The organism is Leclercia sp. M-A074-M, from assembly GCF_965195605.1.
In the GTDB taxonomy this organism is placed as follows: domain Bacteria; phylum Pseudomonadota; class Gammaproteobacteria; order Enterobacterales; family Enterobacteriaceae; genus Enterobacter.
The window spans coordinates 221458-244225 of sequence record NZ_CBDAHM010000005.1 but is presented as its reverse complement, the minus strand read 5'-3'; the positions used below and the strand labels follow the sequence as shown (position 1 = coordinate 244225).

The following is a 22768-nucleotide window of genomic DNA, read 5'->3' as shown; positions in this document are numbered from 1 at the left end:
TCTATGTCTGAGTACAAACACCCCCTGCGCGTGGGCGTGGGCGGCCCGGTGGGGTCGGGTAAAACCGCCCTGCTGGAAGCGCTGTGTAAAGCGATGCGCGACACCTATCACCTGGCCGTCGTCACCAACGATATCTACACCAAAGAGGATCAGCGCATCCTCACCGAGGCGGGCGCGCTGGAGCCGGAGCGCATTGTGGGGGTGGAGACCGGCGGCTGTCCGCACACCGCCATTCGTGAAGATGCCTCGATGAACCTGGCGGCGGTAGAAGCCCTGAGCGAGAAGTTCGGCAACCTGGATCTGATCTTTGTCGAGAGCGGCGGCGACAACCTGAGCGCCACCTTCAGCCCGGAGCTGGCGGATCTGACGATCTACGTGATCGACGTGGCGGAAGGGGAGAAGATCCCGCGCAAGGGCGGGCCGGGGATCACCAAATCCGATTTTCTGGTGATCAATAAAACCGATCTCGCCCCTTACGTGGGGGCCTCGCTGGAGGTGATGGAGCGCGACACCAACCGCATGCGCGGCGAGCGTCCGTGGACCTTTACTAACCTGAAAGCGGGTGACGGGCTGGCAAACATCATCGCGTTTCTGGAAGAGAAAGGCATGCTGAAGGTCTAAAAAAAGCCTGGCGTGACGCCAGGCTTGCCGATCATTTACAGGTGTTGTTCGACGCCCCCTCTTCACGCCATACGCCCCAACTGCTGAAGCCTTTGCCCGGCTCTTCCTGGCCCGGGTTGACGTACCACTGGTTAAACCAGATTTTACCGTTGTGGGACACTTTGGTGCATTTCACCGGATAGGCAATTTTTGGGTTATAGGCCGGAACGGTCTCTTTGGCCGGGGTTTCATCCTGGGCCGGGGTTTCGTCCTGGGCCGGGGTNTCGTCCTGGGCCGGGGTCTCGTCCTGGGCCGGGGTCTCGTCCTGAGCCGGGGTCTCGTCCTGCGCCGGGATGGCCGGCTTGCTGACCTTAATAGTCATGCTGTCCTGCGCTGTGCGGCCGTCCGCGCCGGTGGTGGTCAGGGTAAAGACCGCATCGCCCTCGGTATTCGCCGGGATCACCGCGTAGGCATGGGCGCTGTTCACGCTGCTGCTCAGGGTACCGTTCAGGTTCTGCTGCACAAAGAAGGTGCCAGCGCCTTTGGTCACGCTCCAGTTATACGATTTTGCATTGAGGCTTTGGCTGCCGTCCAGCGGCCAGGTTTTCACCCCCGACGTGGGTGACTCCATGCTGTAATCCGCGCCCGCTGCTGCCGTCGGCGCCGGCAGGGTATCGCCCCCATCCTTCAGGGCCAATATTTTGGCCGCCGCCCGCGCCATATCCGGCTGGGTGCCGATGGTCTGCCCGGTGCCGCTGGCGGCCGGTGTTCCGGTCTCCTGGAGGATTTGACGCATCTGTAGCGGCGTCACGGTGATCCCATGCGCTTTGGCGATCCCAGACAGGCTGGCCACCACGCCCGCCACGATGGGCGTTGCGGATGAGGTGCCGTTGAAGCTGCTGGTATAGTTGGCGTTAGGGGCGTTATAAAGCGGGCCGTAACCGGTGGTGGTGACATCGTTGCAGCCCCAGGAGGAGCTGGTGACGCGCTTGCCGTAAGTACTGAAGTGGGCGCGTTTACCATCTTTGGCGCAAAGCGCGCCGACGATAATCGCCCCGGAATCGCGAACGTTGGTATCCCACTTGCCGTTAAAGCCCGGCGCATCCAGGTTGATATTGCCGTTGCCTGCGGCGGTGACGACAAACACCCCTTTGTCAGTCAGGGCTTTGATAACATTGAAGTAGCTCTGATCGTTTTCAATCGGTATGTAACAGTTTTTTTGACAGGTACCGGCCACTTCACCGCCGTAGGTCTGCATGTTCAGCGACACCACGTCCCCGGCTTTGAGCTGAGGGATCAGCTTATACAGATTGCTTGAAGGCCAACCGGCATAGCCCACCTTGCTCTTCCAGCTCAGCCCGCGCACCCCGGCCCCGATATCCCGCCCGGCCAGAATACCCATGGAAGCTGTACCATGTTCCCGCTCAGAGCAGGCGGCACTGGTACTGGTGGCGCTGCCCTGGCTGAACGCGATGGGCGGTAAATTGACATGTTGCGGGTTCCAGGCGCAGTTTTCTGAAGAGACAAGGGTAATATCTTCCCCCTCATTGCCTTTATAAAGGTTGACACTGTCGCGGTTAACCCCGCCCATAAAATAGCCCGCGCGCTTTTCATCCGGCGCTTTTAAATAATCCTGGAGATGGCGAAAATCCGGCACTGAAACCGCACCGAGGCTGCCGCTGGATGCTCTTAAGCCAGGTCTGACGGCGCTGTTCTCTCCCTGCTCCTCTTCCAGCGAAACGGGAAGTGATTCCGGATAGATCGCTTCAATATTTTGATTATGTTCCAGCTCGCTAATAATGCTGTTGATGTAGTTCTTATCCTGGTTCTTATCGCCCGGAAGATTAATACGCAAATAGCGATCGAAGCCGTAGCGCTTATTTATCGCCGCCATTTCGGTGGTATTTTTATCGGCGGGATACATGGCGGTGGCTGCCAGTGAAGGGTCGCTCAGGGTCAGCGAAGGCTGGGCGCCCGCGTCTGTCGACGGTTTCAGCTTAACAATGATCGCATCGTAGGCAACGCCCTCCTCCGCCAGGGTGGCCTGAGGTACGGTATCGGCCCAGGCGGTGCTGGAGACGATCGCACAGATCAGTAACGATAAAATTCTTTTTTTCATTTTTGCCAACGTTCCTTAATGACATTTATTTATGTGAAATCCCTTTTTTCACAATGAAAGAAAATCATCGTCCAGCCAATAAGAGCCTTCTTCGAATAAATAAGAACTGTCTCTACGTGTATTAGTTTCCCGATCTTTTTTGAACGCGAAAATGTCAACCGCAACGCAGAGTAAAAATAACCAAAATAATATGCATAACGCGAAAACGACAGGCACTCAGGCGAATAATACCAGCCGCCATAGCGCAAGACATTTCTAATATTAAAAATATCTTCCAAAGGATAATTAATACGCTCTCGCGGGGGTTAAAATTGGTTTTATAAATACGCTGGCCGTTATCGTCTCAGCGTTCAATGCTGGAGAATTACGATGCGATTAAATTTAACCATTGCCGATGAGCACCCGCTGATTCGCCGGGGCGTCCGGGCGATGATCGACGACATGAATAGCGCTGGCGCAGCGATTGCAATCAACGATGAAACGGAGTCGACATCCGATCTGCTGAAAACGCTGACCCGAGAGCTTCCCGATATCCTGCTGCTGGGCTACACGCTTAACGGCGCCCACAGCGCCGATCCGCTAAGCCGTATGGAGGGGCTGGCGCTGGTAAAAGGCCTGCGCCAGCGTTTTCCGGGGCTCAAAATACTTCTGCTGGCCCGCTACAAGAATCCGCAGCTTCTCCGCCTGGCCATTGAGACAGGAGCAAAGGGGTACGTTAGCCACAATATAAACGCGAAAACCCTTCGCGACGCGCTCACCTGCTTAATGAATGACGACGTCTACGTCGAACCGGCGCTGCTGGAGCTGCTCTTCCCCGGTGAAAAGCCGGCCGCGGAGACGCTCTCCGCCAGAGAAGTGGACGTGCTGCGTTTACTTTGTAAAGGAGGGAGCCTGACGGATATCTCGCGTCGCATGCACCTGAGCATTAAGACCGTGAGCGCGCATAAAATTCGGGCGATGGAGAAGCTGCGGGTGAAAAATGACTGCCAGCTTTACTGCCTGCTGGCCCGCACCCGGATGTTTGATATTACCTTTTAACATCCGGGCCGGGTGAAAGATCAGGCCGCAGGCAGTTCGGCCAGTGGCCAGCGCGGGCGCACGGAGACGCTGAGATCCGCCGTGGCGTTCGATTTCAGACGCACCATACCGGCATAGGCGATCATCGCCCCGTTATCGGTACAAAATTCCGGGCGGGCATAGAAGACTTCACCGCGGCGTTTTTGCATCATCTCAGCGAGCTTCGCGCGCAGCGTGCGGTTGGCGCTAACGCCCCCCGCCATCACCAGGCGCTTAAAGCCGGTCTGATCCAGCGCGCGTTTGCACTTGATCATTAAAGTATCCACCACCGCATCTTCAAAGGCGCGGGCGATGTCGGCGCGTGTCTGCTCGTCGTCGTCATTATTCCGGATGGTATTGGCGGCAAAGGTCTTCAGGCCGGAGAAGCTAAAATCCAGACCCGGACGGTCGGTCATTGGCCGCGGGAAGACAAAGCGCCCTTCGGTGCCCTGCGAGGCCATTTTCGACAGCATCGGGCCGCCAGGGTAATCGAGCCCCAGCAGCTTGGCGGTTTTGTCGAACGCTTCACCCGCCGCATCGTCAATGGACTCGCCCAGCAGTTCGTACTGGCCAATACCGGTGACGCTGATCAATTGCGTATGACCGCCGGAAACCAGCAGCGCCACAAACGGAAATTCAGGGGGATTCTCTTCCAGCATCGGCGCCAGCAGATGCCCTTCCATATGGTGAACCGCGATAGCCGGAACATCCCACGCGAACGCCAGCGAACGCCCGACAGTGGCGCCCACCAGCAGCGCCCCCACCAGACCCGGACCCGCCGTGTAGGCCACAGCGTCAATATCTTTTGCCGTAAAGCCAGCCTCTTTCAGCGCCGCCTGGATCAGGGGCACCGTTTTACGCACATGGTCGCGGGAGGCCAGTTCTGGCACGACGCCACCGTAGTCGGCATGCAATTTTACCTGACTATACAATTGGTTGGCGACCAGCCCTTTTTCATCGTCGTAGATCGCGATGCCGGTTTCATCGCAGGATGTTTCAATACCCAGTACACGCATGACTTGTTTTACCTCACTCAGATACCGCGCAGTGTAGAGCCTGGGCGGGTTGATGTAAAACTTTCCTCACCCCTGGAGTTCACTTCGTGTATACTCCTCACCCTTATAAAAGTCCCCTTTCAAAAACGGCCGCGGTGCTTTACAAAGCAGCAGCAATTGCAGTAAAATTCCGCACCATTTTGAAATAAGCTGGCGTTGATGCCAGCGGCAAACCGAATTTATAAAGGTGAGAGTTACATGCCGGTAATTAAAGTACGTGAAAACGAGCCGTTCGACGTAGCACTGCGTCGCTTCAAGCGTTCATGCGAGAAAGCAGGTGTTCTGGCTGAAGTTCGTCGTCGTGAGTTCTATGAAAAACCAACGACCGAACGTAAGCGCGCTAAAGCTTCTGCTGTGAAACGTCACGCGAAGAAACTGGCTCGCGAAAACGCACGCCGTACTCGTCTGTACTAATCTATTGAGGACGCACGTCCTCAGTCGTCAGACAGAGTAGTAGTCGTAAGGCCGTGCTTCCGGAAGGAATGCGCGGCTTGTTTTCGTTTATACGTTCCTAAAAATTTCTGGGGCCTATGGCTGGACGAATTCCACGCGTATTTATCAACGATCTGCTGGCAAGAACCGACATTGTCGATCTCATCGACGCGCGGGTAAAGCTGAAGAAGCAGGGCAAGAACTATCACGCGTGCTGTCCATTCCATAATGAAAAAACCCCCTCTTTCACCGTAAACGGTGAAAAGCAGTTCTACCACTGCTTCGGCTGTGGCGCGCACGGCAACGCCGTCGACTTTTTGATGAACTACGACAAGCTCGAGTTCGTTGAAACCGTCGAAGAGCTGGCTGCCATGCACAATCTTGAAGTGCCTTATGAAGCAGGCAGTGGCCCCAGCCAGATAGAGCGTCATCAACGACAAACGCTGTATCAGCTGATGGATGGCCTGAATTCGTTTTACCAACAGTCTCTCAAGCAACCTGCTGCTGAGCCTGCGCGTCAGTATCTGAACAAGCGCGGACTGAGCGACGATGTTATTGCGCGTTTCGCTATTGGTTACGCCCCGCCCGGCTGGGATAACGTGTTGAAGCGTTTTGGCGGCAATAGCGAAGATCGTAAATCACTCATCGACGCGGGCATGCTGGTCACTAACGACCAGGGACGTAGCTATGACCGCTTCCGCGAACGGGTGATGTTCCCTATTCGCGACAAGCGTGGCCGGGTAATTGGTTTTGGTGGCCGCGTGCTGGGCGATGCCCTGCCGAAATACCTCAACTCCCCGGAAACCGATATTTTCCATAAAGGCCGCCAGCTGTATGGCCTGTATGAAGCCCAGCAGAATAACGCTGAACCGCAGCGGCTGCTGGTGGTCGAAGGCTATATGGATGTGGTGGCGCTGGCGCAGTTCGACATTAACTATGCCGTGGCGTCGTTGGGTACCTCTACCACTGCCGACCATATCCAGCTGCTGTTCCGGGTGACCAACACGGTCGTCTGCTGTTACGACGGTGACCGGGCCGGACGCGAAGCCGCCTGGCGCGCGCTGGAAACGGCGCTGCCTTATATGACCGACGGGCGCCAGTTGCGCTTTATGTTCCTGCCCGACGGCGAAGACCCGGATACGCTGGTGCGTAAAGAGGGCAAAGCGGCATTTGAAGCGCGGATGGAGCAGGCTCAGCCGCTCTCCACGTTTCTGTTTAACAGCCTGATGCCGCAGGTAGATTTGAGCACCCCGGATGGCCGCGCCCAGCTGAGCACGCTGGCGTTACCGCTGATTACTCAGGTGCCGGGCGAAACGTTGCGCATCTATCTGCGCCAGGAGCTGGGCAAGAAACTTGGCATCCTGGATGACAGCCAGCTTGAACGTTTAATGCCAAAACTGGCTGAAAGCGGAGCGGTTCGCCCCGCGCCTCAGCTAAAACGCACAACCATGCGTATACTGATAGGACTGTTGGTGCAAAACCCGGAGCTGGCCCCACGCGTGCCCTCTCTGGCGGGTTTAGACCACGAAAAGCTGCCTGGACTTGGCTTATTTGCAGAACTGGTCAACACTTGTTTGTCACAGCCAGGTCTGACCACCGGGCAACTTTTAGAGCACTATCGCGGAACAAAAGCCTCCGCAACCCTTGAAAAACTGTCGATGTGGGACGATATAGCAGATAAAGAGATTGCTGAAGAGACCTTCACCGACTCGCTCAACCATATGTTTGATTCGATGCTTGAACTGCGCCAGGAAGAGTTGATTGCTCGCGAGCGCACACACGGTTTAAGCAGCGAAGAACGCCGGGAGCTCTGGATGATTAGCCAGGAGCTGGCAAAGAAATAACAGAAAGACAAAAGTATTTAACGGCTTAAGTGCCGAATATCGATCGGGTAGATCCCGACAGCCGCACTGAGAGGCAGCGGCAAAAATACAAGTACGCCCTCGCTTTAAAGGTTGGCAGCCGTATCGCCGACACCAATCAAACGAATAAGTGTGGATACCGTCTTATGGAGCAAAACCCGCAGTCACAGCTGAAACTTCTTGTCCAACGTGGTAAGGAGCAAGGCTATCTGACCTATGCCGAGGTCAATGACCATCTGCCGGAAGATATCGTCGACTCCGATCAGATCGAAGACATCATCCAAATGATCAACGACATGGGTATTCAGGTGATGGAAGAAGCCCCTGATGCCGATGATCTGTTACTTGCTGAAAACTCAAACAACACCGACGAAGATGCAGAGGAAGCTGCTGCACAGGTTCTGTCGAGCGTTGAATCTGAAATCGGCCGCACCACCGACCCGGTTCGCATGTACATGCGCGAAATGGGTACCGTTGAACTGTTGACCCGCGAAGGCGAAATTGACATCGCTAAACGTATCGAAGACGGGATCAACCAGGTGCAGTGTTCCGTTGCCGAATACCCGGAAGCGATCACCTATCTGCTGGAGCAGTACGATCGCGTTGAGGCAGAAGAAGCCCGCCTCTCCGATCTGATCACCGGTTTTGTCGATCCGAACGCGGAAGAAGACATGGCCCCAACGGCGACGCACGTCGGTTCTGAACTCTCTCAGGAAGAGATGGATGATGACGAAGACGAAGACGACGAAGATGGCGATGACGACAGCAGCGATGATGACAACAGCATCGACCCTGAACTGGCTCGCGAGAAGTTCGCTGAACTGCGCGCGCAGTATGTCGTTACCCGCGACACGATCAAAGCGAAAGGCCGCAGCCACGCAGCCGCGCAGGAAGAGATCCTGAAGCTTTCTGAAGTGTTCAAACAGTTCCGTCTGGTGCCAAAACAGTTCGATTACCTGGTAAACAGCATGCGCGTGATGATGGATCGCGTACGTACCCAGGAACGCATCATCATGAAGGTGTGCGTTGAACAGTGCAAAATGCCGAAGAAGAACTTCATCACCCTCTTCACCGGCAACGAAACCAGCGAGACCTGGTTCAACGCCGCTATCGCGATGAACAAGCCGTGGTCTGAAAAACTGCGCGACGTGACTGAAGAGGTACATCGTGGCCTGCAGAAACTGCAGCAGATTGAAGAAGAGACCGGCCTGACCATCGAGCAGGTAAAAGACATCAACCGTCGTATGTCCATCGGTGAAGCGAAAGCCCGCCGTGCGAAGAAAGAGATGGTTGAGGCGAACTTGCGTCTGGTTATCTCTATCGCCAAGAAGTACACCAACCGCGGTCTGCAGTTCCTGGATCTGATTCAGGAAGGCAACATCGGTCTGATGAAAGCGGTTGATAAGTTCGAATACCGTCGTGGTTATAAGTTCTCCACCTACGCAACCTGGTGGATCCGTCAGGCGATCACCCGCTCTATCGCGGATCAGGCGCGCACCATCCGTATTCCGGTGCATATGATTGAGACCATCAACAAGCTCAACCGTATCTCCCGCCAGATGCTGCAGGAGATGGGCCGCGAGCCCACGCCGGAAGAGCTGGCCGAGCGCATGCTGATGCCGGAAGACAAGATCCGTAAGGTGCTGAAAATCGCTAAAGAGCCAATCTCCATGGAAACACCAATCGGTGATGATGAAGATTCGCATCTGGGTGATTTCATCGAGGATACCACCCTCGAGCTGCCGCTAGACTCTGCCACCACCGAGAGCCTGCGTGCCGCCACCCACGACGTACTGGCTGGCCTGACCGCCCGTGAAGCGAAAGTCCTGCGTATGCGTTTCGGTATCGATATGAACACCGACCACACGCTGGAAGAGGTGGGTAAACAGTTCGACGTTACCCGCGAACGTATCCGTCAGATCGAAGCGAAGGCGCTGCGTAAACTGCGCCACCCGAGCCGCTCTGAAGTGCTGCGTAGCTTCCTGGACGACTAATTCGTCCTGATGTAAAAAAGCTCCCTACGGGGAGCTTTTTTTATGGCTGACGCTTCAGAGCTTACAGCCCCCGCACGACCAGCGCCTCGTCCAGCTCCCGGTACGCCTCCACCAGCTTCTCCAGCGTTGCCCGGTTCAGGCCGCTCGGATTGGGCAGCACCCACACCTGCGTTACGCCGATGGTGATCTTCTGCTTTCCCCACTGCACCCCACGCTGGCTAAAAGCCTGCTCATACGCCTGCTTGCCGAGGACCGCCAGCGCCGCGGGCTGATAGTCCTCCATCTTTTTAACCAACTCGCGCCCGCCGCTGCGTAGCTCATGCAGGTTTACCTCACTCGCCTGCACCGTGGGCCGCTCCACCAGCATGGTGATGCCGCAGCGGGTATCCAGCAGCTGCTGCTCCTCTTCCGGCTTGAGCAATTTATCGGTAAACCCGGCCTGGTAAATCACTTTCCAGAAGCGATTACCGGGATGCGCAAAGTGAAAACCAGTATGGGCGGAAGACTTGCCCGGATTGATGCCGCAGAACACCACCCGCAGGCCTGGCGCCAGGATATCGCTGATCATTATTACTCCTGCTTATTGATTCAGGCTTTAAGTATAAAAGATTGAAAATGCGTTGTTTATAAAAACAGCAGGCAGGTGCGTATGGCTGGATTGCAGCGAGCAGTTACTTTATAATCCTCCGCCACGGCCCCTTAGCTCAGTGGTTAGAGCAGGCGACTCATAATCGCTTGGTCGCTGGTTCAAGTCCAGCAGGGGCCACCAAGTTTATCAAGGACTTAGACAGGAAACTGGCTAAGTCCTTTTTGTTTGGGTGAAATACAGGTGACGTAATGGGTGACGTTACTTCACCGTCACTTCCTATCGAGAATAGAAGGCTGTATGGATTTTTCAGAAATACTGGGTAAAAAGGTTCAGCAGCAAATTCAGCGTAACAAGCCGGGACCAAAAGACTGCGTCAGTCTGTATAATATTTTGCGCTCGGCCAAACATCACTACACACTCGCCACATATGCAGATCTTTCTTCAGCCCTCCTGACACTTCTGTCCGGTAAATTTGATATAAAATTCTTTATAATTAACAAGGACACAATCGTAGATACAGAGGTGATAAACTTTGGTCAATGTCTCGAATTGGATTACAAAAAAGGAAAACTGACATCTCCAGAGTTGGCGAATTATGTTGCCATCACTCCTACCCTGCTTCTGTCAGGGATCAATGAGTCTCTGTCAAATGAATCACTTCATACGCATGGCTTCTTACGTAACGAGATAGCGCCACTCCTTGATTTCGAACTTATGAATGTGGCTGAAGATAAAACGAATGATAAAGAAAAATATAGCCAAAGACTGGCAGAACGTGAGATTCAAAACCCTCCTCCGCTGAAAGGGGAAAACTATGCTATCAAGCGAGAAGAGTTACTGATCGCAGCTCTGGCGATTATTGGTCAAAATAAAAAAGACGGCAAAAAAATTATTGTCCCAACGATTACAGACCTTCTTGATGAGATCGAAAAACAAGCTAAAAAGTTTTGGCCTTCCACAGAGACATTACCTATGTCCCGCAAAGAAGCAGCTGAACAGCTCGGTTTTGCACTGAATCTATTTGCACGCCAGATTCAAGACCTTGAAAGCCTTAGGGCAATGAAAAAACAAAAAAGAAAAAATTAGGATAAAGAAAGAGTTGCGTAAGATCCTCGATGACCTTTCAGAAGGTGCGGAAGTAAACTCAATCTTAATCTGATTAACTCCTGATGATTTCAATACACTTCATTGGGAGTTAGCAGTTTGAAAAACAAATCATCCATGTCTGACAGAGTTATTGCCCTACACCAACCTCAGCGCCTGATTCGCATCAATGCAATGCTTGAACTTCTCGATTGCAGCCGTACCACCCTCTATCGTTGGGTAAAGTCTGGATATTTTCCTAAGCCACTGATGCGGAGCGGTAAAACGCTCGGCTGGCCCGCTAGTTTGTATGAAAACTGGCTTGCACAGAACGATAAATGAGCATTGTGTCAAAGGGCTGGAGTTTCCAGCCTTTCTTTTGCCTGTTGATGCAACCAGTTGAAACAATAAGCGCATCAATTCAGAACGGTGCAGCGAATCGAGCCTTAATGTAACTCCATGATAAATAATAAAACTCCTAGCAGAGATCCTATTCCTCAGAACCCGGTAATTAATAATATTACCCGGAGCTCTGCTTATCCTGTCATCAGACCTGGTGGGGAGTTTCTCTATGACAATGTCCTCTGGCCAGTCATGCCTGAAGAGAGCCAGCAGAATACTAAAATCATGAATTCACTGTTCCGGACCGTTGATAAAACTTACCGCAGCTGCTCTCGTTTTCTGGCAGTACGCTATGACTTTCACCTGCCTCAGTATAGCCCTGACAATAATGTTATTACGGAGTTTCATCAGCTGCTGATTCCCGCCCTCAGGAAGATCTATCCCAAAAGTTTCATGCGGGTATTTTGGGTAAGAGAGCAGAATAAGGCCCCCGCTCAGCATTACCATTATCTTCTGATGATGGATGGCAACGCTGTCCGCCATCCTCACAAAATTAACCAACTGGTGAAGTGCTATTGGAAACACGCTACTGGCGGTAGGGTCTGGCTACCTAAGCATGGATACTATCTGGTTAACCGGGACGATACCGAAGCTTTAACGGCATTGCTTCTAAGGGTTAGCTACTTTGCCAAGCGCTACTCAAAAACGCATGTCGCTGACAATATTGGCCTTTCCGGAACTCAACACTACTCATGCCTGAAAAAAGCCAGGCGCATTAAACCAGCTCAATTACAGATTAATCCTGCTTCTTCTGTGCCTGCACAGGAACATTGCCCTTTGCCCGGTAAGCTGGATTCTCTTTTTGCTGAAAAGGAAAACAGGGCTCAATTCAGTCAAATTGAAAACGAAACGCCAGAGGCCCTGCTCGCATATGTAACGATGCTGGTGGATAAAAAATCATTTCGTAGTAAAGCTCTTTTAAGAGCACTACGGCGACTGCATGCGTTTAAGAAAATCAGTCCGTTAATCACACCGTCCAGCACCATTAATTCAAGCACTAGTCCACATTGGCTGCGTCACTTTGAGCGCTACTATCGTGAATACTGGCCTTGCAATATTAGCGTTACGCAATATTGTCACTGGTATTACCTTAATCCAGGGACTGCAAGTCGTTACCTATGTAATTACCCAACGAATTTAATCAACCCATGGTTATTGAAAGCTTGGCTGTAGCAAATCACTAAAAATCAGGAGGGGTAAATGGATACTGAGAATAATAATGAATATGACTGGGGTCTTATCGAAAAAAACATACGCCGTATATATGGAAACAAAGCATATCGACGTATTACAGAGGATGAATGGTGGAGATGTAAATATTTAGAACGCCGAAAAAAGCTTAAAAAACAATTAGCACTAAAAAGAGACTTTGTTGTTAAGCCGTTGTTATTTCCTTCTTTTTACGATAATCCAAACACTATGGTGAAGAAAAATCGGCGAAACGGTCAACGCGGTCGGTGGAATATCGATAGGTTTTCCAGAAGAATTTATATTAAAGATTTGGGATCGCTTGATACCGTGGCGCATTTATTGACAAAAATGTCATGGCATCCCCACCACTCATATATTTTTGCTTTAGCACTCTATCCCGGCGTAACCAGCCAACAATTAGCAGATCACCTCGGAATGACCAGCTCAAACCACAGAATGGTATTTCGACGTTTGAACAATGACCTCTATCTCGTTGGCTGGCAATTTGTTTCATGTCAGATGGGTGCTCAAAACAAACCATGGGGCTGGTATCTGGAGAAATTTGAGGCGTGAACAGCGGATGAGATCAGGTATATCTGATCTCATCCGCTTTGCCTGTTCTGATACGTCTGATTAGGGTGGCCCTATAAATCACCAGACACTTCGCCTCTCTGAAAATAAGAGGTAGTCTTGGACCTATGTTTAACACCAGTCAGAATAATAAGATGGTTGAAGTTTTATCAGGAGCTGAACGGCGTCGCCGCCGTGCACCGCAGGAAAAAATAACCATTATTCAGCAGACAATGGAACCCGGTATCCGCACCATGCTCGACGGCAGCAACATCGGTTCATCCCCGCAGATGCGGGGAACGCTTACACCCTCACAGCGCCGTTAGCGCCGAAATCGAAAACCATTGGTTTTCATCCACAGGGAAAACAACTAAGAGTAAATTACACCAGCAGTAAAATTTGATATGAGCCGACGCGCCCAAAACATGCAAATTCCTTGATTTTAGTGATGAATGCTCAGTGGCTAAGATAAGCAAACTAAGCCTCATAAAGGCTAAATTACAGTTGATAGCAAAGTTATCGGAAGATAATTGAAAGTTTTCCCGCTAACGACCTATAAACCTGGGGACCGGATAAATGAACGTAGAGCAGAACAGGCAAGATGAGTGGCGCGCCATAGAGGAAAAATTATTGTTAAGCCATTGGTATTCCCCTCTATTTTTGCCGACCACAAAACTAAAGTGAAGAACAATCGACAAAACGGGCAACGCGGTTGGTGGTTTATAGATAACTTTTCCAGAAGAATTGACATTGAAAATTTGGGACCTATTGATAGCGTGGCACAACTGGTAAGGAAAATGTCCTAGCATCCCCATCACATCTATATTTGGGCTGTGGCCACTTACCCCGGTGTAACTAGTCAACAGTTAACAGATTGCCTGGGAATGGCCAGTTCAAACCACAGAATGGTATTTCGGCGTTTAAACAATGACCTCTATCTGGTGGGCTGGCAGTTTGTCTCATGTCAGGTGGGTGCTCAAAACAAACCATGGGGCTGGTATCTGGAAAAAATCTAAGAAGTGATCACCTGAAATGATCAAGTTCATCGGATCACTTCAACTTTGCATGCGCTGATACCTCTGATCACCTATCCCCAGAAGGCTATCATCGTTCAAAGCCGCACCCTGACAGAAGTTGGTAATGATTTTGGTGATTTGATCAGAGAAGTAAACGACACATAAACCTTTTGATCAAAACGCGGAAAAAATTTCGCTTGTCTCGTTACGGGTGATCAAAACAGTGATCAAATGATCACTCTGACGATACTCCTGGTTCTGAAATGGCTGCGAACAGTAAAGTCACAGGTTGCAGCAAGAATGACGGGTAAACCTGCTAATGGGAAATAGCAGCCCGACCCAGCGAGATTTGCATAAATCTCCTGCTGGTGATATTCCACTCAATATGGCAGTCCAAGACAGAAATGGCCATTCGTGTATGGAACCTGATAGAACTCATCTGGGGCTCCGCAAAGGCTCGGGTATTTTGTCACCGGCAGAATCAGACACGATACTTACACTAACATGATGCCATTGAAGGGATCCAAACGTTCTTGTCCGCTTTGACAAGCTCGCCATGACTTTATATGGCTGGCACGAAGTAATGCAGGAAATGAAATCCCGGTGAAAGGACAAGATGGAAAAAGTTTCATACATTCAGCTATGAACCAGCCCTGTCCAGCTCTGGCGGCAATCAATTGCTTGCGGGTAGTATCATCAAGACTTAAATCATCCTTTAGTGCCTGAATATCCCTTACCTCTTCAGAACAGGTCGAGAACAACGGCGAGGTACGCCCAGCGCTTACCTGTCAAGATATAGGTCACATCACCGCACCACACCTGGTTTGGCTCTGTTACAGCGAACTGTCGCTCAAGATGATTCGGGATAGCTACGTGCTCATGACCGCCACGCTTATACCGGTGAGTCGGCTGCTGGCAACTGACCAGCCCCAGCTCTTTCATGAGCCTGCCAGCAAGCCAGCGCCCCATCTGGTAGCCTCTCTGGGTTGCCATTGTGGCGATGCTTCTTGCTCCGGCAGAGCCGTGGCTGATGCCATGCAGTTCAAGTACCTGGCTGCGTAATACAGCCCGTCTGCCGTCTGGCTTTTCAGGACGGTTTTTCCAGTATTTGTAGCTGCTGCGATGGACCCCGAACACATGGCAGAGAGTGGCCACAGGATAACGCGCCCTGAGTTTCCCGATTATCGAGAACTGTTCAGGGAGTCCGACATCAAGAGCGCGGTAGCCTTTTTTAATATATCGTTTTCCATTTCAATGCGTTGTAGCTTTTTCTTCAGCTCACGTATTTCAATCTGTTCTGGGGTTATAGGGGAGGCTTTAGGTATTTTGCCCTGTCGTTCATCCCGCAACTGCTTTACCCATCGCGTCATGGTAGAAGGACCCACATCCATAGCACTGGCCGCAGCTGCAACGGTGTAGTTCTGATCAAGGACCAACTGAGCGGATTCGCGTTTAAACTCTGCTCTGAAATTTCTTTTTTTCATTGAGGCACCTGTAATGTTCTGAGGTGAGCATATCACCTCTGTTCAGGTGGCCAAATTCAGTAAACCACTTCAGTGCCGGTTCGGTTATCTGTTGGTGGTCAACCAGAAAAAGCTAATGCTTTTACGTAATAACCTGTAAAAGCCGTTTTGCTTTATCACTTACTGCCCTGGCAGGGGCAGTAAATAACTGTCGTGATAAAGTAATTCGGAAACAACCAGAGGTTTTTCTCTGCCATTGTACATTCATAGCTGCCGGTAGGCAGGCCATTCGGCAATCTCGCCTGCCTGTTACCTGAATGGTTCGCTGGTAGTCCATCAAAGTGAACATAAAACGCAGTACTTTCTTTAAGGTGAGCAACGTCCGCTCCTGGCACAAAACGGACTGTCATTGTCAGGCATTTTGTCAGCGGTCAGTTAATCCAGTCTCCCTGCGTGAGGCCAGGCAACTGCTCAAACGCCCTAATATGGTCGTTACCAGCACGATGCCGGCGCCAATGGTATGCCCGGCGATCGCCGGGCCGTTCAGACCAATCGGCATCCGCGTCGCTATTCAAAAATACTCAGTTATTACTGATGCCGAAACTGCAGCGTTGCGGGCAGGTAGCGTTGTAGCGTTTCGGGCGTATCGCCCTCGATCAGCTGGCTTATCAGATCGTAGCAGTGCCAGGCCAGCTGGCGATTATCCTGCTGGACAGTGTCGATACGCAGCGACAGCGAATCATAAAGATAGTGATCGTCAAAGCTCGTCAGATGAATATCGGAGTCGAGTAAATGGTGCTGGCTCATATAGCGCAGAACCCCTTCGAGCAGCCCGCAGGCGGCGGTGAATAGCGCCTTGGGCGGCCGCCCAAGGCGCGCGCAGAGTGCGGCAAACATCTCATAGCCGGAGCTGGGGTGGTAATTGCCGTTGATCACCCATTCCGGGCGCAGGGCAATACCCGCCTGAGCCAAACCCTGCGTGAACCCGGTCAGACGATCGCGGGAGGGCGACAGACGCGCCTGACCGCCTAAAAACCAGAACTCATCGCTATGCTGAGGCGCGATGCGGGAAATCAGTTCCGCCGTTGGGGTAATCGAATCGGTCATTACCAGCGGCAGCGCGCTTTCATTGGGGCACCGGTCAAACAGCACCACTGGCAGCTGTTGGCTGAGTTTGAGATAGTCGGCATCGTTGTGCATACAGGAAGCGACGATCATCCCGTCGACCTGGCGGGCAATCATATTATTGACCACCACGCTCTCCTGACCGGGGTTTTCATCAGTACAAGAGATCAACAGCTGGACGCCCGCCTCGCGGCACAGCATCTCCAGCTCATGGGCAAAGACCGCAAAGCCGTGGTTGGTAATCTCCGGCACCACCAGCCCGATGGTGTGGCTGCGGTTGTTGCGCAGCGAGCGGGCATGAATGCTTGGCTGATAGTGATGCTTACGGGCAATCGACAGTACGCGCTCACGCGTTTCCTGCGCCACGCGCAGCTCCTTGCCACGACCATTCAGTACCAAGCTGGCGGTCGCTTTGGAGACGCCAGCCTGTTCGGCTATATCTTTAATGGTTACGCGTTTGGTTTTCATTACGACGCCATGAGCCTGAAGCAAAACGCTTATTCTACCATGCAAGTTCGCAGCGGCCAGTAGCAGAATGCGTCCGGCGTGATGCCGGAGAATGTTAGCTGACCGGAGCAGGCCGGGAAGTAGCGGCTGCTCATCACCCCTTCACCGCCGTTTATGAAAATCTCCACGCTCGACTGGTCGATGAAAACGCGCAGCGAGCGGACGTTTCCGCGCCAGTAACGATAATGCATCTCGTCGCTGGCGAGACTGCGTCGGGCCAGGCGGAGTCCGCTGGCATCGCACTCAAGGGTTAATACGCCGCCAAAATCGAGGCTCAACATATCGTCCCCGCGGGTTTGCAAATCGATTTCCATCGGTGCCAGCGGCAGGGCGTTCCCCGACCAGCCGTTCGCTTCACCGCGCAGGGCGCTCAGTTCCCGTAGCGGACGCTGATAGAGCTGACCGTTGATAAACTCCAGCTCACGCAGGCAGGTCATCTGATGGATCCAGCCGTTGATGAGGGTCGGCTGAAGCATCTCTTCGCCCTCCGGCACGCCCATCCAGCCGACCAGCAGACGACGGCCATCACTGGTAAGCATGGTTTGCGGGGCGTAGAACTCAAAGCCGGCGTCCAGTTCGTGCAGTTCGCCATGGCTGAAAGCGCCACTAGCGTAATCAAACTCGCCCGCCATCCATACTGCCGGGTAGGTGTTCAGGTAACACTTTTCCTCGCGGGCAATCCCCTGCGGACAGCAGATTAGAATATGCTGGTCGCCGAGAGGAAAAAGATCCGGACACTCCCACATATAGCCGACGTCGTCGAGGCCATTGATGCCGTGGCCGGCGATTTCACTCATACTCGTCCACTGATGGAGATCCGCAGAGCTGAACAGCAGCACCTTGCCGCGCTTTTGCCGATCCTGCGCACCCAGCACCATGTACCACAGGTCTTCGTGTCGCCAGACTTTTGGGTCGCGCACGTGGCCGGTGTAGCCCTCCGGCAGCGGCAGGACCGGGCCGATTTTGCGGAAGGTGCCGTCGGCGCTTTCCCTTGCCAGGCATTGCCAGGCGGTTCGCCCTCCGTCGGCAAACTTCACGTTGCCGGTATAGCACAGGGTAAGCGTACCGTTGTTATCCACCGCGCTGCCGGAGTAGCAGCCGTTACGGTCATACTCTTCGTCCGGCATCAGCGCAATGGGCTCATGCTGCCAGTGTAGCAGATCGGGGGAGCTCCAGTGCGCCCAGCACTTAAACGTATGATCGCAGGCGAGCGGGTTCCACTGATAAAACAAGTGATAGCGTCCGGCAAATTCGACAAAGCCGTTGGGGTCGTTCATCAGCCCGGTGACCGGCGCAAGGTGCCAGCGCGGATAGTGGCTATCGGCCAGCGCACGTGGCTGGCCCTGTATTACTGCCTGCAAAATCGCAGGCAGTCGTGATGGAAGAGACATTATTCAGCGTCCGTTTTGTATTTCAAAACCAGGGAGACCGTAAAGGCGACGCCAAAGGCGATAACCATCCCGATAATGTAGTTCAACAGCGAACTGGCCTGCACGATGGCCATGCCGGGGATCGCTGTCAGGCCGACCGCGGTCATGTAGACGTGTACAGATACCACCCATGCGCCGCCCGCCGCACCACCAATCAGCGCCGCAATAAATGGCTTCACAAAGCGCAGGTTGATACCAAAAATCGCCGCCTCGGTGATGCCCAGCATGGCGGAAAACGCCGAGGGCAGAGTAATGGCTTTAATTTTTGCATCTTTGGTTTTGAACCACACCGCCAGACAGGCTCCGCCCTGAGCGACGTTGGCCATCGCCCAAATCGGCAGCAGGAAGTTGACGCCGATGAAGGGATTGCCCAGCAACCCGGCTTCAACCGCGTGGAAGCTGTGATGAATACCGGTAATGACGATAACTGAATAGAGACCGCCAAACAGTAACCCGGCGAGCCAGCCGGCGTGGCTAATCAGGGTGCTGAGGACAAACGAGATACCGTCGCCCAGTGCGCGACCGGCCGGGCCGATAATCAACAGGGCGATAAAACCGGATATAATCACCGTCAGGAACGGCGTCAGGATCAAATCCAGGGCATCGGGGATTGCGCGACGCAACTGCTTCTCAACGATGCTCATAAACCATACTGCCAGCAGTACCGGGAACACCGTACCCTGATAGCCGATCATGGCAATTTCGAAGCCGAAAAAGTTCATGGTGTGGAAACCCGCGGCCACGCCCCAGGCGTTAGTCAGCTCTGGATGAGTCAGAATGCCGCCAAGCGTCGCGCCGAGATAAGGATTACCGCCGAATTCGCGGGCGGCGGTAAAGCCAATCAGAATCGGCAGAATGATAAATGCCGCCGAGCTGCACATATCCAGCATGATGTAGATGGCGTTGCCCGGGTCAACCCAGCCGTATGTTTTGACCATTCCCAGCAGACCCATCAGCAGACCAGAGGCGACGATGGCAGGGATTATCGGCACGAAGATGTTTGATAGCAGGCGGGCGATGCGCTGGAACGGATTGAGCTTTTTTGCCGCGATGTCGGCGGCTTCCGATTTGCTGGATTCGCTAATACCCGCCGCCTGAGTAAAGGCAGCGTAGACCTTATTTACCACCCCGGTGCCGAAAATAATCTGCATCTGTCCGGCATTACGAAAACAGCCCTTCACCCCTTCAACTTTGCCGATGGCCTGCTGGTCGGCCAGCGAATCATCGACCAGCACCAGGCGCAGGCGCGTGGCGCAGTGCGCGGCGCTGGCGATATTTTCTTTGCCTCCAAGAAGCGGAAGCAGCGAGCAGGAAATCTGTTCAAAATCCATAGTACCCTCTTAAGGCTTAAACATTTTTATGTTGTCGTCCCGCGTTCACGGGAGCGCTTTTTCTGCGTCTTAGTTGAGTCCGGGGTGACAAAGATGCTCTGACCCCCGGCTATTCCTGTCATCAGGCGTAAGCCGTCAGAACCAGGTTTCCATCTGCATACCGAAAGACCATTCGCCGCCCGAGTTAAAACCGTCACTGCCCAGGGCGTCGTCGCTGGCGTAATTATTCAGTTTTTTGCTCCAGTCCATCCAGGAGCTATAGAAACGAATCTCCGGGCGACTGAAGAAATCACCGATACTGCCGACCTTAAATGTCGGGGCGAAGGTGAGCTTGTAGAAGCTACCGTTCACCGCCTGACGATCGTTATAACCTTCGGGTTTAAGATCCATGTACTGGTAGCTGCCTTCGTAGGCGAGAGCGAAATTCTGATTGATTGCCTGAATCAGACGCAGGTTGAATGTTGCCCACTGATAGCGGTCGCCATCGGCATAGCGGTCTTTACTGCGTTGCGCCAGCATTGCCGGGGCAACAGACCAGTTTTCGCTGAGCGGCGTGGTGCCGTAACTGGCAATGCGCCATGTGTCGGCTCCCGGACGAAGTGCGCCATCAGATCCGATACCTTTAACCTCTGCGCCCAGACCATGACCATAAAGCAGAGCGGTTTTACTGCTACCGTCGCGCAGGCCGTAGAAACTGTCGTTATGCAGGCCGAGCAGCGCATGCACGCCGGTGTTTGCCGCATCGCCTTTTACCAGATTGCCGTTGCTATCTTTACGCTCGTCGTTATCCTTCGCCCGCAGACCGCTGACCATCATCTGCAGCGGACCTGCGAAGTGATTCATGGTGAGGATATAGTTCTGCACGCTGTTGCTGGAATCATCAATGTCGCCGAAGTTACGCCCGTACAGGGAGAAATTACTCCGCAGGCCGTCGTTCCACTTCACGTCATAGATACCACCACCGGTACCGGCGAGGAACACGACATCAGAGTCAATCCAGTGAATATCGAAATTGTCGCGGTCGAAACGTTTCCCGGCCCACAGGGTGGAGCCCTTAAATGGCCCAGCGAACGTCGGCAGGTTACCCAATTCGACAAAGGCCTGACGAACGTTCAGATCGCTGGTGCTTGCAGTCCAGTCGTTATAAGAGGTTTGCCCGTCGGCGACCATCACCTTAAAGCGGGTCGTGGCCCCATTATCCAGGGTCTGCTTATGTTCAAGATTCATTTCAACATAGGTATCGGCCTGATTTCCCAGACGGCCGATAGCTCCGCCGGTTTCACCTGCCGGCGTTATGTAGGCTCCGGGTTTGGTGCTGGCGCCGGAATCATTCATTATCACGCCGGAGCGGGCGTAACCGTGAAACTCAAAGCCGCTTTTGTCATCGGCTTTTTTCTCAAGTCTGGCGGTACGCTGAGCCACTTCATGAGTCGAGTTCTGGTTTTTTTGCTGCTGCGCGGTGAGTTGCTGAACTTTTTTCTCCGCCGCCCCGGCGCGGTTTTCCGCCATTTGCGCCCTGTTTTCTGCCTCCTGCAGGCGTTTTTCCAGCGTGTTGAGTCGGGCTTCAATGGTGCTTATATCCGTTTGCGCATGGGCTGAGGCAGCGCTGGTTAGCAAAGCGATAAGCATAGCAAGTGTGCTTTTTCTGTACATGCTGTTGGCATCCCAAAAGTAAAAATGGAAAATGATAATTTTTGCTAAACCGGTTTAGTTGTTATGTTAAGCCCGACCTTTATTTTTCTTAAAACAAATATGCTAAACCGGTTTAATAAATGTGATGCATGCAACAAAGTGAGCCGCGCAAAGCGGCTTTAAGGATTAAAACTGACGGTTGAGATCGCGCTGATAGGGCAAGGCGGTCATCGCACCTTTGGCTGTGGTGGCCAGGGCGCCGCAGGTCTGTGCAAGCGTGAGTGTCGGTTCCAGTGCGGTTATGTCCGTTGGCATCCCGTTAGCCGCAAGGCTGGCGAGCAGTCCGGCGACAAATGCGTCTCCCGCGCCGGTGGTGTCCACGCTGGCCACAGGCCGGGCGTTGAAATGGGTAAACTTCTGCTGAAACGCGGCAAGCACCCCCGCTTTGCCCCGGGTCACCAGTAGCAATTCCGGCTGATAGCGCTCCGTTACGCTGGCGATTCCGTATGCTAAATCATTACTGCTGCTGATGAAGACCAGCTCCTCTTCCGATAGCTTTACCACGTTGGCCATGTGCAAAGCGCGATCGAGGCAGGCTAGCAGCAAGGCCTGATCCTGCCAGAGATCGGGACGAATATTAGGGTCAAAGCTGACCCGACCGCCGGCAGACCTGATGCTCTCCATCGCCGCGAAGGTAGTGCTACGGCTGGGCTCGGCGCTGAGCGCGATGGAGCAGACGTGCAACCACTGTCCGGCGGCAAACTGTGGCAGGTCTTCTTCAACCAGGAACAGATCCGCGCTGGGGCGTACCATAAAGGTAAAGGTGCGTTCCCCCTGGTCGTCAAGGTCGACGACCACAGTGGACGTGCGGTGCTGATCGTCGAGATACATATGGCTGACGTCGACCTGCTCCTGTTGCAGGGTATGACGCATGTAGCGGCCAAACGGGTCACCGCCGACGCGGCCGATAAATCCGCTGTTGCCGCCAAGGCGGGCAACCCCTACCGCCACGTTAGCCGGCGCGCCTCCAGGGCACTGCAGCAGGCGCCCTTCGCTCTCTGGCAGCAGGTCCACCACCGCGTCGCCCAGAACCCAAACTTTTGCATTCATGCTAAAACCCTCCAAAGCTAAACTTAATTAAACCGGTTTAGCATATTAAATCACAGTGACCGAGTGGGTGGAACGTTCCAGCCGGAAAAGCGCGGCTTATGACATAAAAACGTGAGCCGCCTTATGAAATAGCGTTGATTTGACAGCTGTGAAGACTGACGTCCTGGACACAAAACGTTACTGAGCGAAGAAGGCCAGACG

The 22768-nt window shown here is 53.2% G+C and carries 19 protein-coding genes, 1 tRNA gene and 1 pseudogene; 11 read left to right on the top strand and 10 right to left on the bottom strand.

Annotated elements, in window-relative coordinates; genetic code table 11:
• Positions 1–3 precede the first annotated feature (3 nt).
• Positions 4–621: an urease accessory protein UreG gene (gene ureG / locus ACOKCT_RS12915; protein WP_103177010.1), complete on the top strand. Its 618-nt coding sequence runs from the start codon at positions 4–6 to the stop codon at positions 619–621.
• A 263-nt stretch (positions 622–884) separates the two neighbouring features.
• On the opposite strand, the gene ACOKCT_RS12910 is transcribed toward ureG, so the two are convergent.
• Positions 885–2191 (bottom strand): S8 family serine peptidase (locus tag ACOKCT_RS12910; protein ID WP_420193555.1); only part of this gene is annotated, 1307 nt, incomplete at its 3' end.
• An 897-nt stretch (positions 2192–3088) separates the two neighbouring features.
• On the opposite strand from ACOKCT_RS12910, the gene ACOKCT_RS12905 reads away from it, so the two are divergent.
• Positions 3089–3757, top strand: a complete 669-nt coding sequence (locus ACOKCT_RS12905; RefSeq protein WP_103177012.1) for a response regulator transcription factor — start codon at positions 3089–3091, stop codon at positions 3755–3757.
• A gap of 20 nt (positions 3758–3777) precedes the next feature.
• Here the strand turns inward: ACOKCT_RS12905 and tsaD are convergent, their stop codons facing one another.
• Positions 3778–4791, bottom strand: a complete 1014-nt coding sequence (gene tsaD / locus ACOKCT_RS12900; protein WP_159339927.1) for a tRNA (adenosine(37)-N6)-threonylcarbamoyltransferase complex transferase subunit TsaD — start codon at positions 4789–4791, stop codon at positions 3778–3780.
• 237 nt (positions 4792–5028) lie between these two features.
• On the opposite strand from tsaD, the gene rpsU reads away from it, so the two are divergent.
• From rpsU to rpoD, 3 genes are all read left to right on the top strand, one after another.
• On the top strand, positions 5029–5244 hold the full coding sequence (rpsU, locus tag ACOKCT_RS12895; RefSeq protein WP_001144069.1) for a 30S ribosomal protein S21: 216 nt from the start codon (positions 5029–5031) through the stop codon (positions 5242–5244).
• Positions 5245–5360: 116 nt separating this feature from the next.
• Positions 5361–7106, top strand: a complete 1746-nt coding sequence (dnaG, locus tag ACOKCT_RS12890; RefSeq protein ID WP_103177014.1) for a DNA primase — start codon at positions 5361–5363, stop codon at positions 7104–7106.
• Positions 7107–7228: 122 nt separating this feature from the next.
• Positions 7229–9118 carry an RNA polymerase sigma factor RpoD gene (gene rpoD / locus ACOKCT_RS12885; protein WP_255410825.1) on the top strand — a complete coding sequence of 630 codons (1890 nt, stop codon included), beginning with the start codon at positions 7229–7231 and terminating at the stop codon, positions 9116–9118.
• A 61-nt stretch (positions 9119–9179) separates the two neighbouring features.
• On the opposite strand, the gene mug is transcribed toward rpoD, so the two are convergent.
• Positions 9180–9686, bottom strand: a complete 507-nt coding sequence (gene mug, locus ACOKCT_RS12880) for a G/U mismatch-specific DNA glycosylase (RefSeq protein ID WP_103177016.1) — start codon at positions 9684–9686, stop codon at positions 9180–9182.
• Positions 9687–9811: 125 nt separating this feature from the next.
• On the opposite strand from mug, the gene ACOKCT_RS12875 reads away from it, so the two are divergent.
• The 6 genes from ACOKCT_RS12875 to ACOKCT_RS12850 all read left to right on the top strand — a co-directional run bounded on the left by ACOKCT_RS12875 (position 9812) and on the right by ACOKCT_RS12850 (position 13279).
• Positions 9812–9887, top strand: a tRNA-Ile gene (locus tag ACOKCT_RS12875).
• A gap of 117 nt (positions 9888–10004) precedes the next feature.
• A complete protein-coding gene (locus tag ACOKCT_RS12870; protein ID WP_114316749.1) occupies positions 10005–10793 on the top strand; it encodes a hypothetical protein in 789 nt (262 codons plus the stop codon).
• 135 nt (positions 10794–10928) lie between these two features.
• On the top strand, positions 10929–11132 hold the full coding sequence (locus tag ACOKCT_RS12865) for a helix-turn-helix transcriptional regulator (protein WP_077226360.1): 204 nt from the start codon (positions 10929–10931) through the stop codon (positions 11130–11132).
• 117 nt (positions 11133–11249) lie between these two features.
• The gene (locus ACOKCT_RS12860; RefSeq protein ID WP_114316748.1) at positions 11250–12365 is read left to right on the top strand and encodes a YagK/YfjJ domain-containing protein; all 1116 of its coding nucleotides are present in this window, start codon (positions 11250–11252) and stop codon (positions 12363–12365) included.
• A gap of 27 nt (positions 12366–12392) precedes the next feature.
• Complete coding sequence (locus ACOKCT_RS12855) at positions 12393–12956, top strand: hypothetical protein (RefSeq protein ID WP_336997635.1); 564 nt, start codon at positions 12393–12395, stop codon at positions 12954–12956.
• A gap of 152 nt (positions 12957–13108) precedes the next feature.
• Positions 13109–13279 carry a hypothetical protein gene (locus ACOKCT_RS12850; RefSeq protein WP_175637237.1) on the top strand — a complete coding sequence of 57 codons (171 nt, stop codon included), beginning with the start codon at positions 13109–13111 and terminating at the stop codon, positions 13277–13279.
• A gap of 1184 nt (positions 13280–14463) precedes the next feature.
• Here the strand turns inward: ACOKCT_RS12850 and ACOKCT_RS12845 are convergent.
• From ACOKCT_RS12845 to ACOKCT_RS12815, 7 genes and pseudogenes are all read right to left on the bottom strand, one after another.
• Positions 14464–14601: an HNH endonuclease signature motif containing protein gene (locus tag ACOKCT_RS12845; protein ID WP_327061316.1), complete on the bottom strand. Its 138-nt coding sequence runs from the start codon at positions 14599–14601 to the stop codon at positions 14464–14466.
• A gap of 112 nt (positions 14602–14713) precedes the next feature.
• Positions 14714–15453, bottom strand: a pseudogene (locus ACOKCT_RS12840) (IS3 family transposase); the annotation flags it as partial.
• Positions 15454–16020: 567 nt separating this feature from the next.
• A complete protein-coding gene (locus ACOKCT_RS12835; protein WP_000851062.1) occupies positions 16021–17025 on the bottom strand; it encodes a LacI family DNA-binding transcriptional regulator in 1005 nt (334 codons plus the stop codon).
• A 29-nt stretch (positions 17026–17054) separates the two neighbouring features.
• A complete protein-coding gene (locus ACOKCT_RS12830; protein WP_062779778.1) occupies positions 17055–18455 on the bottom strand; it encodes a sucrose-6-phosphate hydrolase in 1401 nt (466 codons plus the stop codon).
• A complete protein-coding gene (locus ACOKCT_RS12825) occupies positions 18455–19825 on the bottom strand; it encodes a sucrose-specific PTS transporter subunit IIBC (RefSeq protein ID WP_420193537.1) in 1371 nt (456 codons plus the stop codon). The genes ACOKCT_RS12830 and ACOKCT_RS12825 overlap by 1 nt, the downstream gene beginning before the upstream one ends.
• 135 nt (positions 19826–19960) lie before the next feature.
• Positions 19961–21478, bottom strand: a complete 1518-nt coding sequence (locus tag ACOKCT_RS12820; RefSeq protein WP_420193536.1) for a carbohydrate porin — start codon at positions 21476–21478, stop codon at positions 19961–19963.
• A 165-nt stretch (positions 21479–21643) separates the two neighbouring features.
• Entirely contained in the window at positions 21644–22567 is a 924-nt protein-coding gene (locus ACOKCT_RS12815; RefSeq protein WP_114316740.1) for an aminoimidazole riboside kinase, read from the bottom strand.
• Between the last annotated feature and the right edge of the window lie 201 nt (positions 22568–22768).

Coding starts and splice junctions, on each gene's coding strand:
- ureG (WP_103177010.1), top strand. CDS start 4: ATGTCTGAGTACAAACACCCCCTGCGCGTGGGCGTGGGCGGCCCGGTG.
- ACOKCT_RS12905 (WP_103177012.1), top strand. CDS start 3,089: ATGCGATTAAATTTAACCATTGCCGATGAGCACCCGCTGATTCGCCGG.
- tsaD (WP_159339927.1), bottom strand. CDS start 4,791: ATGCGTGTACTGGGTATTGAAACATCCTGCGATGAAACCGGCATCGCG.
- rpsU (WP_001144069.1), top strand. CDS start 5,029: ATGCCGGTAATTAAAGTACGTGAAAACGAGCCGTTCGACGTAGCACTG.
- dnaG (WP_103177014.1), top strand. CDS start 5,361: ATGGCTGGACGAATTCCACGCGTATTTATCAACGATCTGCTGGCAAGA.
- mug (WP_103177016.1), bottom strand. CDS start 9,686: ATGATCAGCGATATCCTGGCGCCAGGCCTGCGGGTGGTGTTCTGCGGC.
- ACOKCT_RS12870 (WP_114316749.1), top strand. CDS start 10,005: ATGGATTTTTCAGAAATACTGGGTAAAAAGGTTCAGCAGCAAATTCAG.
- ACOKCT_RS12865 (WP_077226360.1), top strand. CDS start 10,929: ATGTCTGACAGAGTTATTGCCCTACACCAACCTCAGCGCCTGATTCGC.
- ACOKCT_RS12860 (WP_114316748.1), top strand. CDS start 11,250: ATGATAAATAATAAAACTCCTAGCAGAGATCCTATTCCTCAGAACCCG.
- ACOKCT_RS12855 (WP_336997635.1), top strand. CDS start 12,393: ATGGATACTGAGAATAATAATGAATATGACTGGGGTCTTATCGAAAAA.
- ACOKCT_RS12850 (WP_175637237.1), top strand. CDS start 13,109: ATGGTTGAAGTTTTATCAGGAGCTGAACGGCGTCGCCGCCGTGCACCG.
- ACOKCT_RS12845 (WP_327061316.1), bottom strand. CDS start 14,601: ATGAAACTTTTTCCATCTTGTCCTTTCACCGGGATTTCATTTCCTGCA.
- ACOKCT_RS12835 (WP_000851062.1), bottom strand. CDS start 17,025: ATGAAAACCAAACGCGTAACCATTAAAGATATAGCCGAACAGGCTGGC.
- ACOKCT_RS12830 (WP_062779778.1), bottom strand. CDS start 18,455: ATGTCTCTTCCATCACGACTGCCTGCGATTTTGCAGGCAGTAATACAG.
- ACOKCT_RS12825 (WP_420193537.1), bottom strand. CDS start 19,825: ATGGATTTTGAACAGATTTCCTGCTCGCTGCTTCCGCTTCTTGGAGGC.
- ACOKCT_RS12820 (WP_420193536.1), bottom strand. CDS start 21,478: ATGTACAGAAAAAGCACACTTGCTATGCTTATCGCTTTGCTAACCAGC.
- ACOKCT_RS12815 (WP_114316740.1), bottom strand. CDS start 22,567: ATGAATGCAAAAGTTTGGGTTCTGGGCGACGCGGTGGTGGACCTGCTG.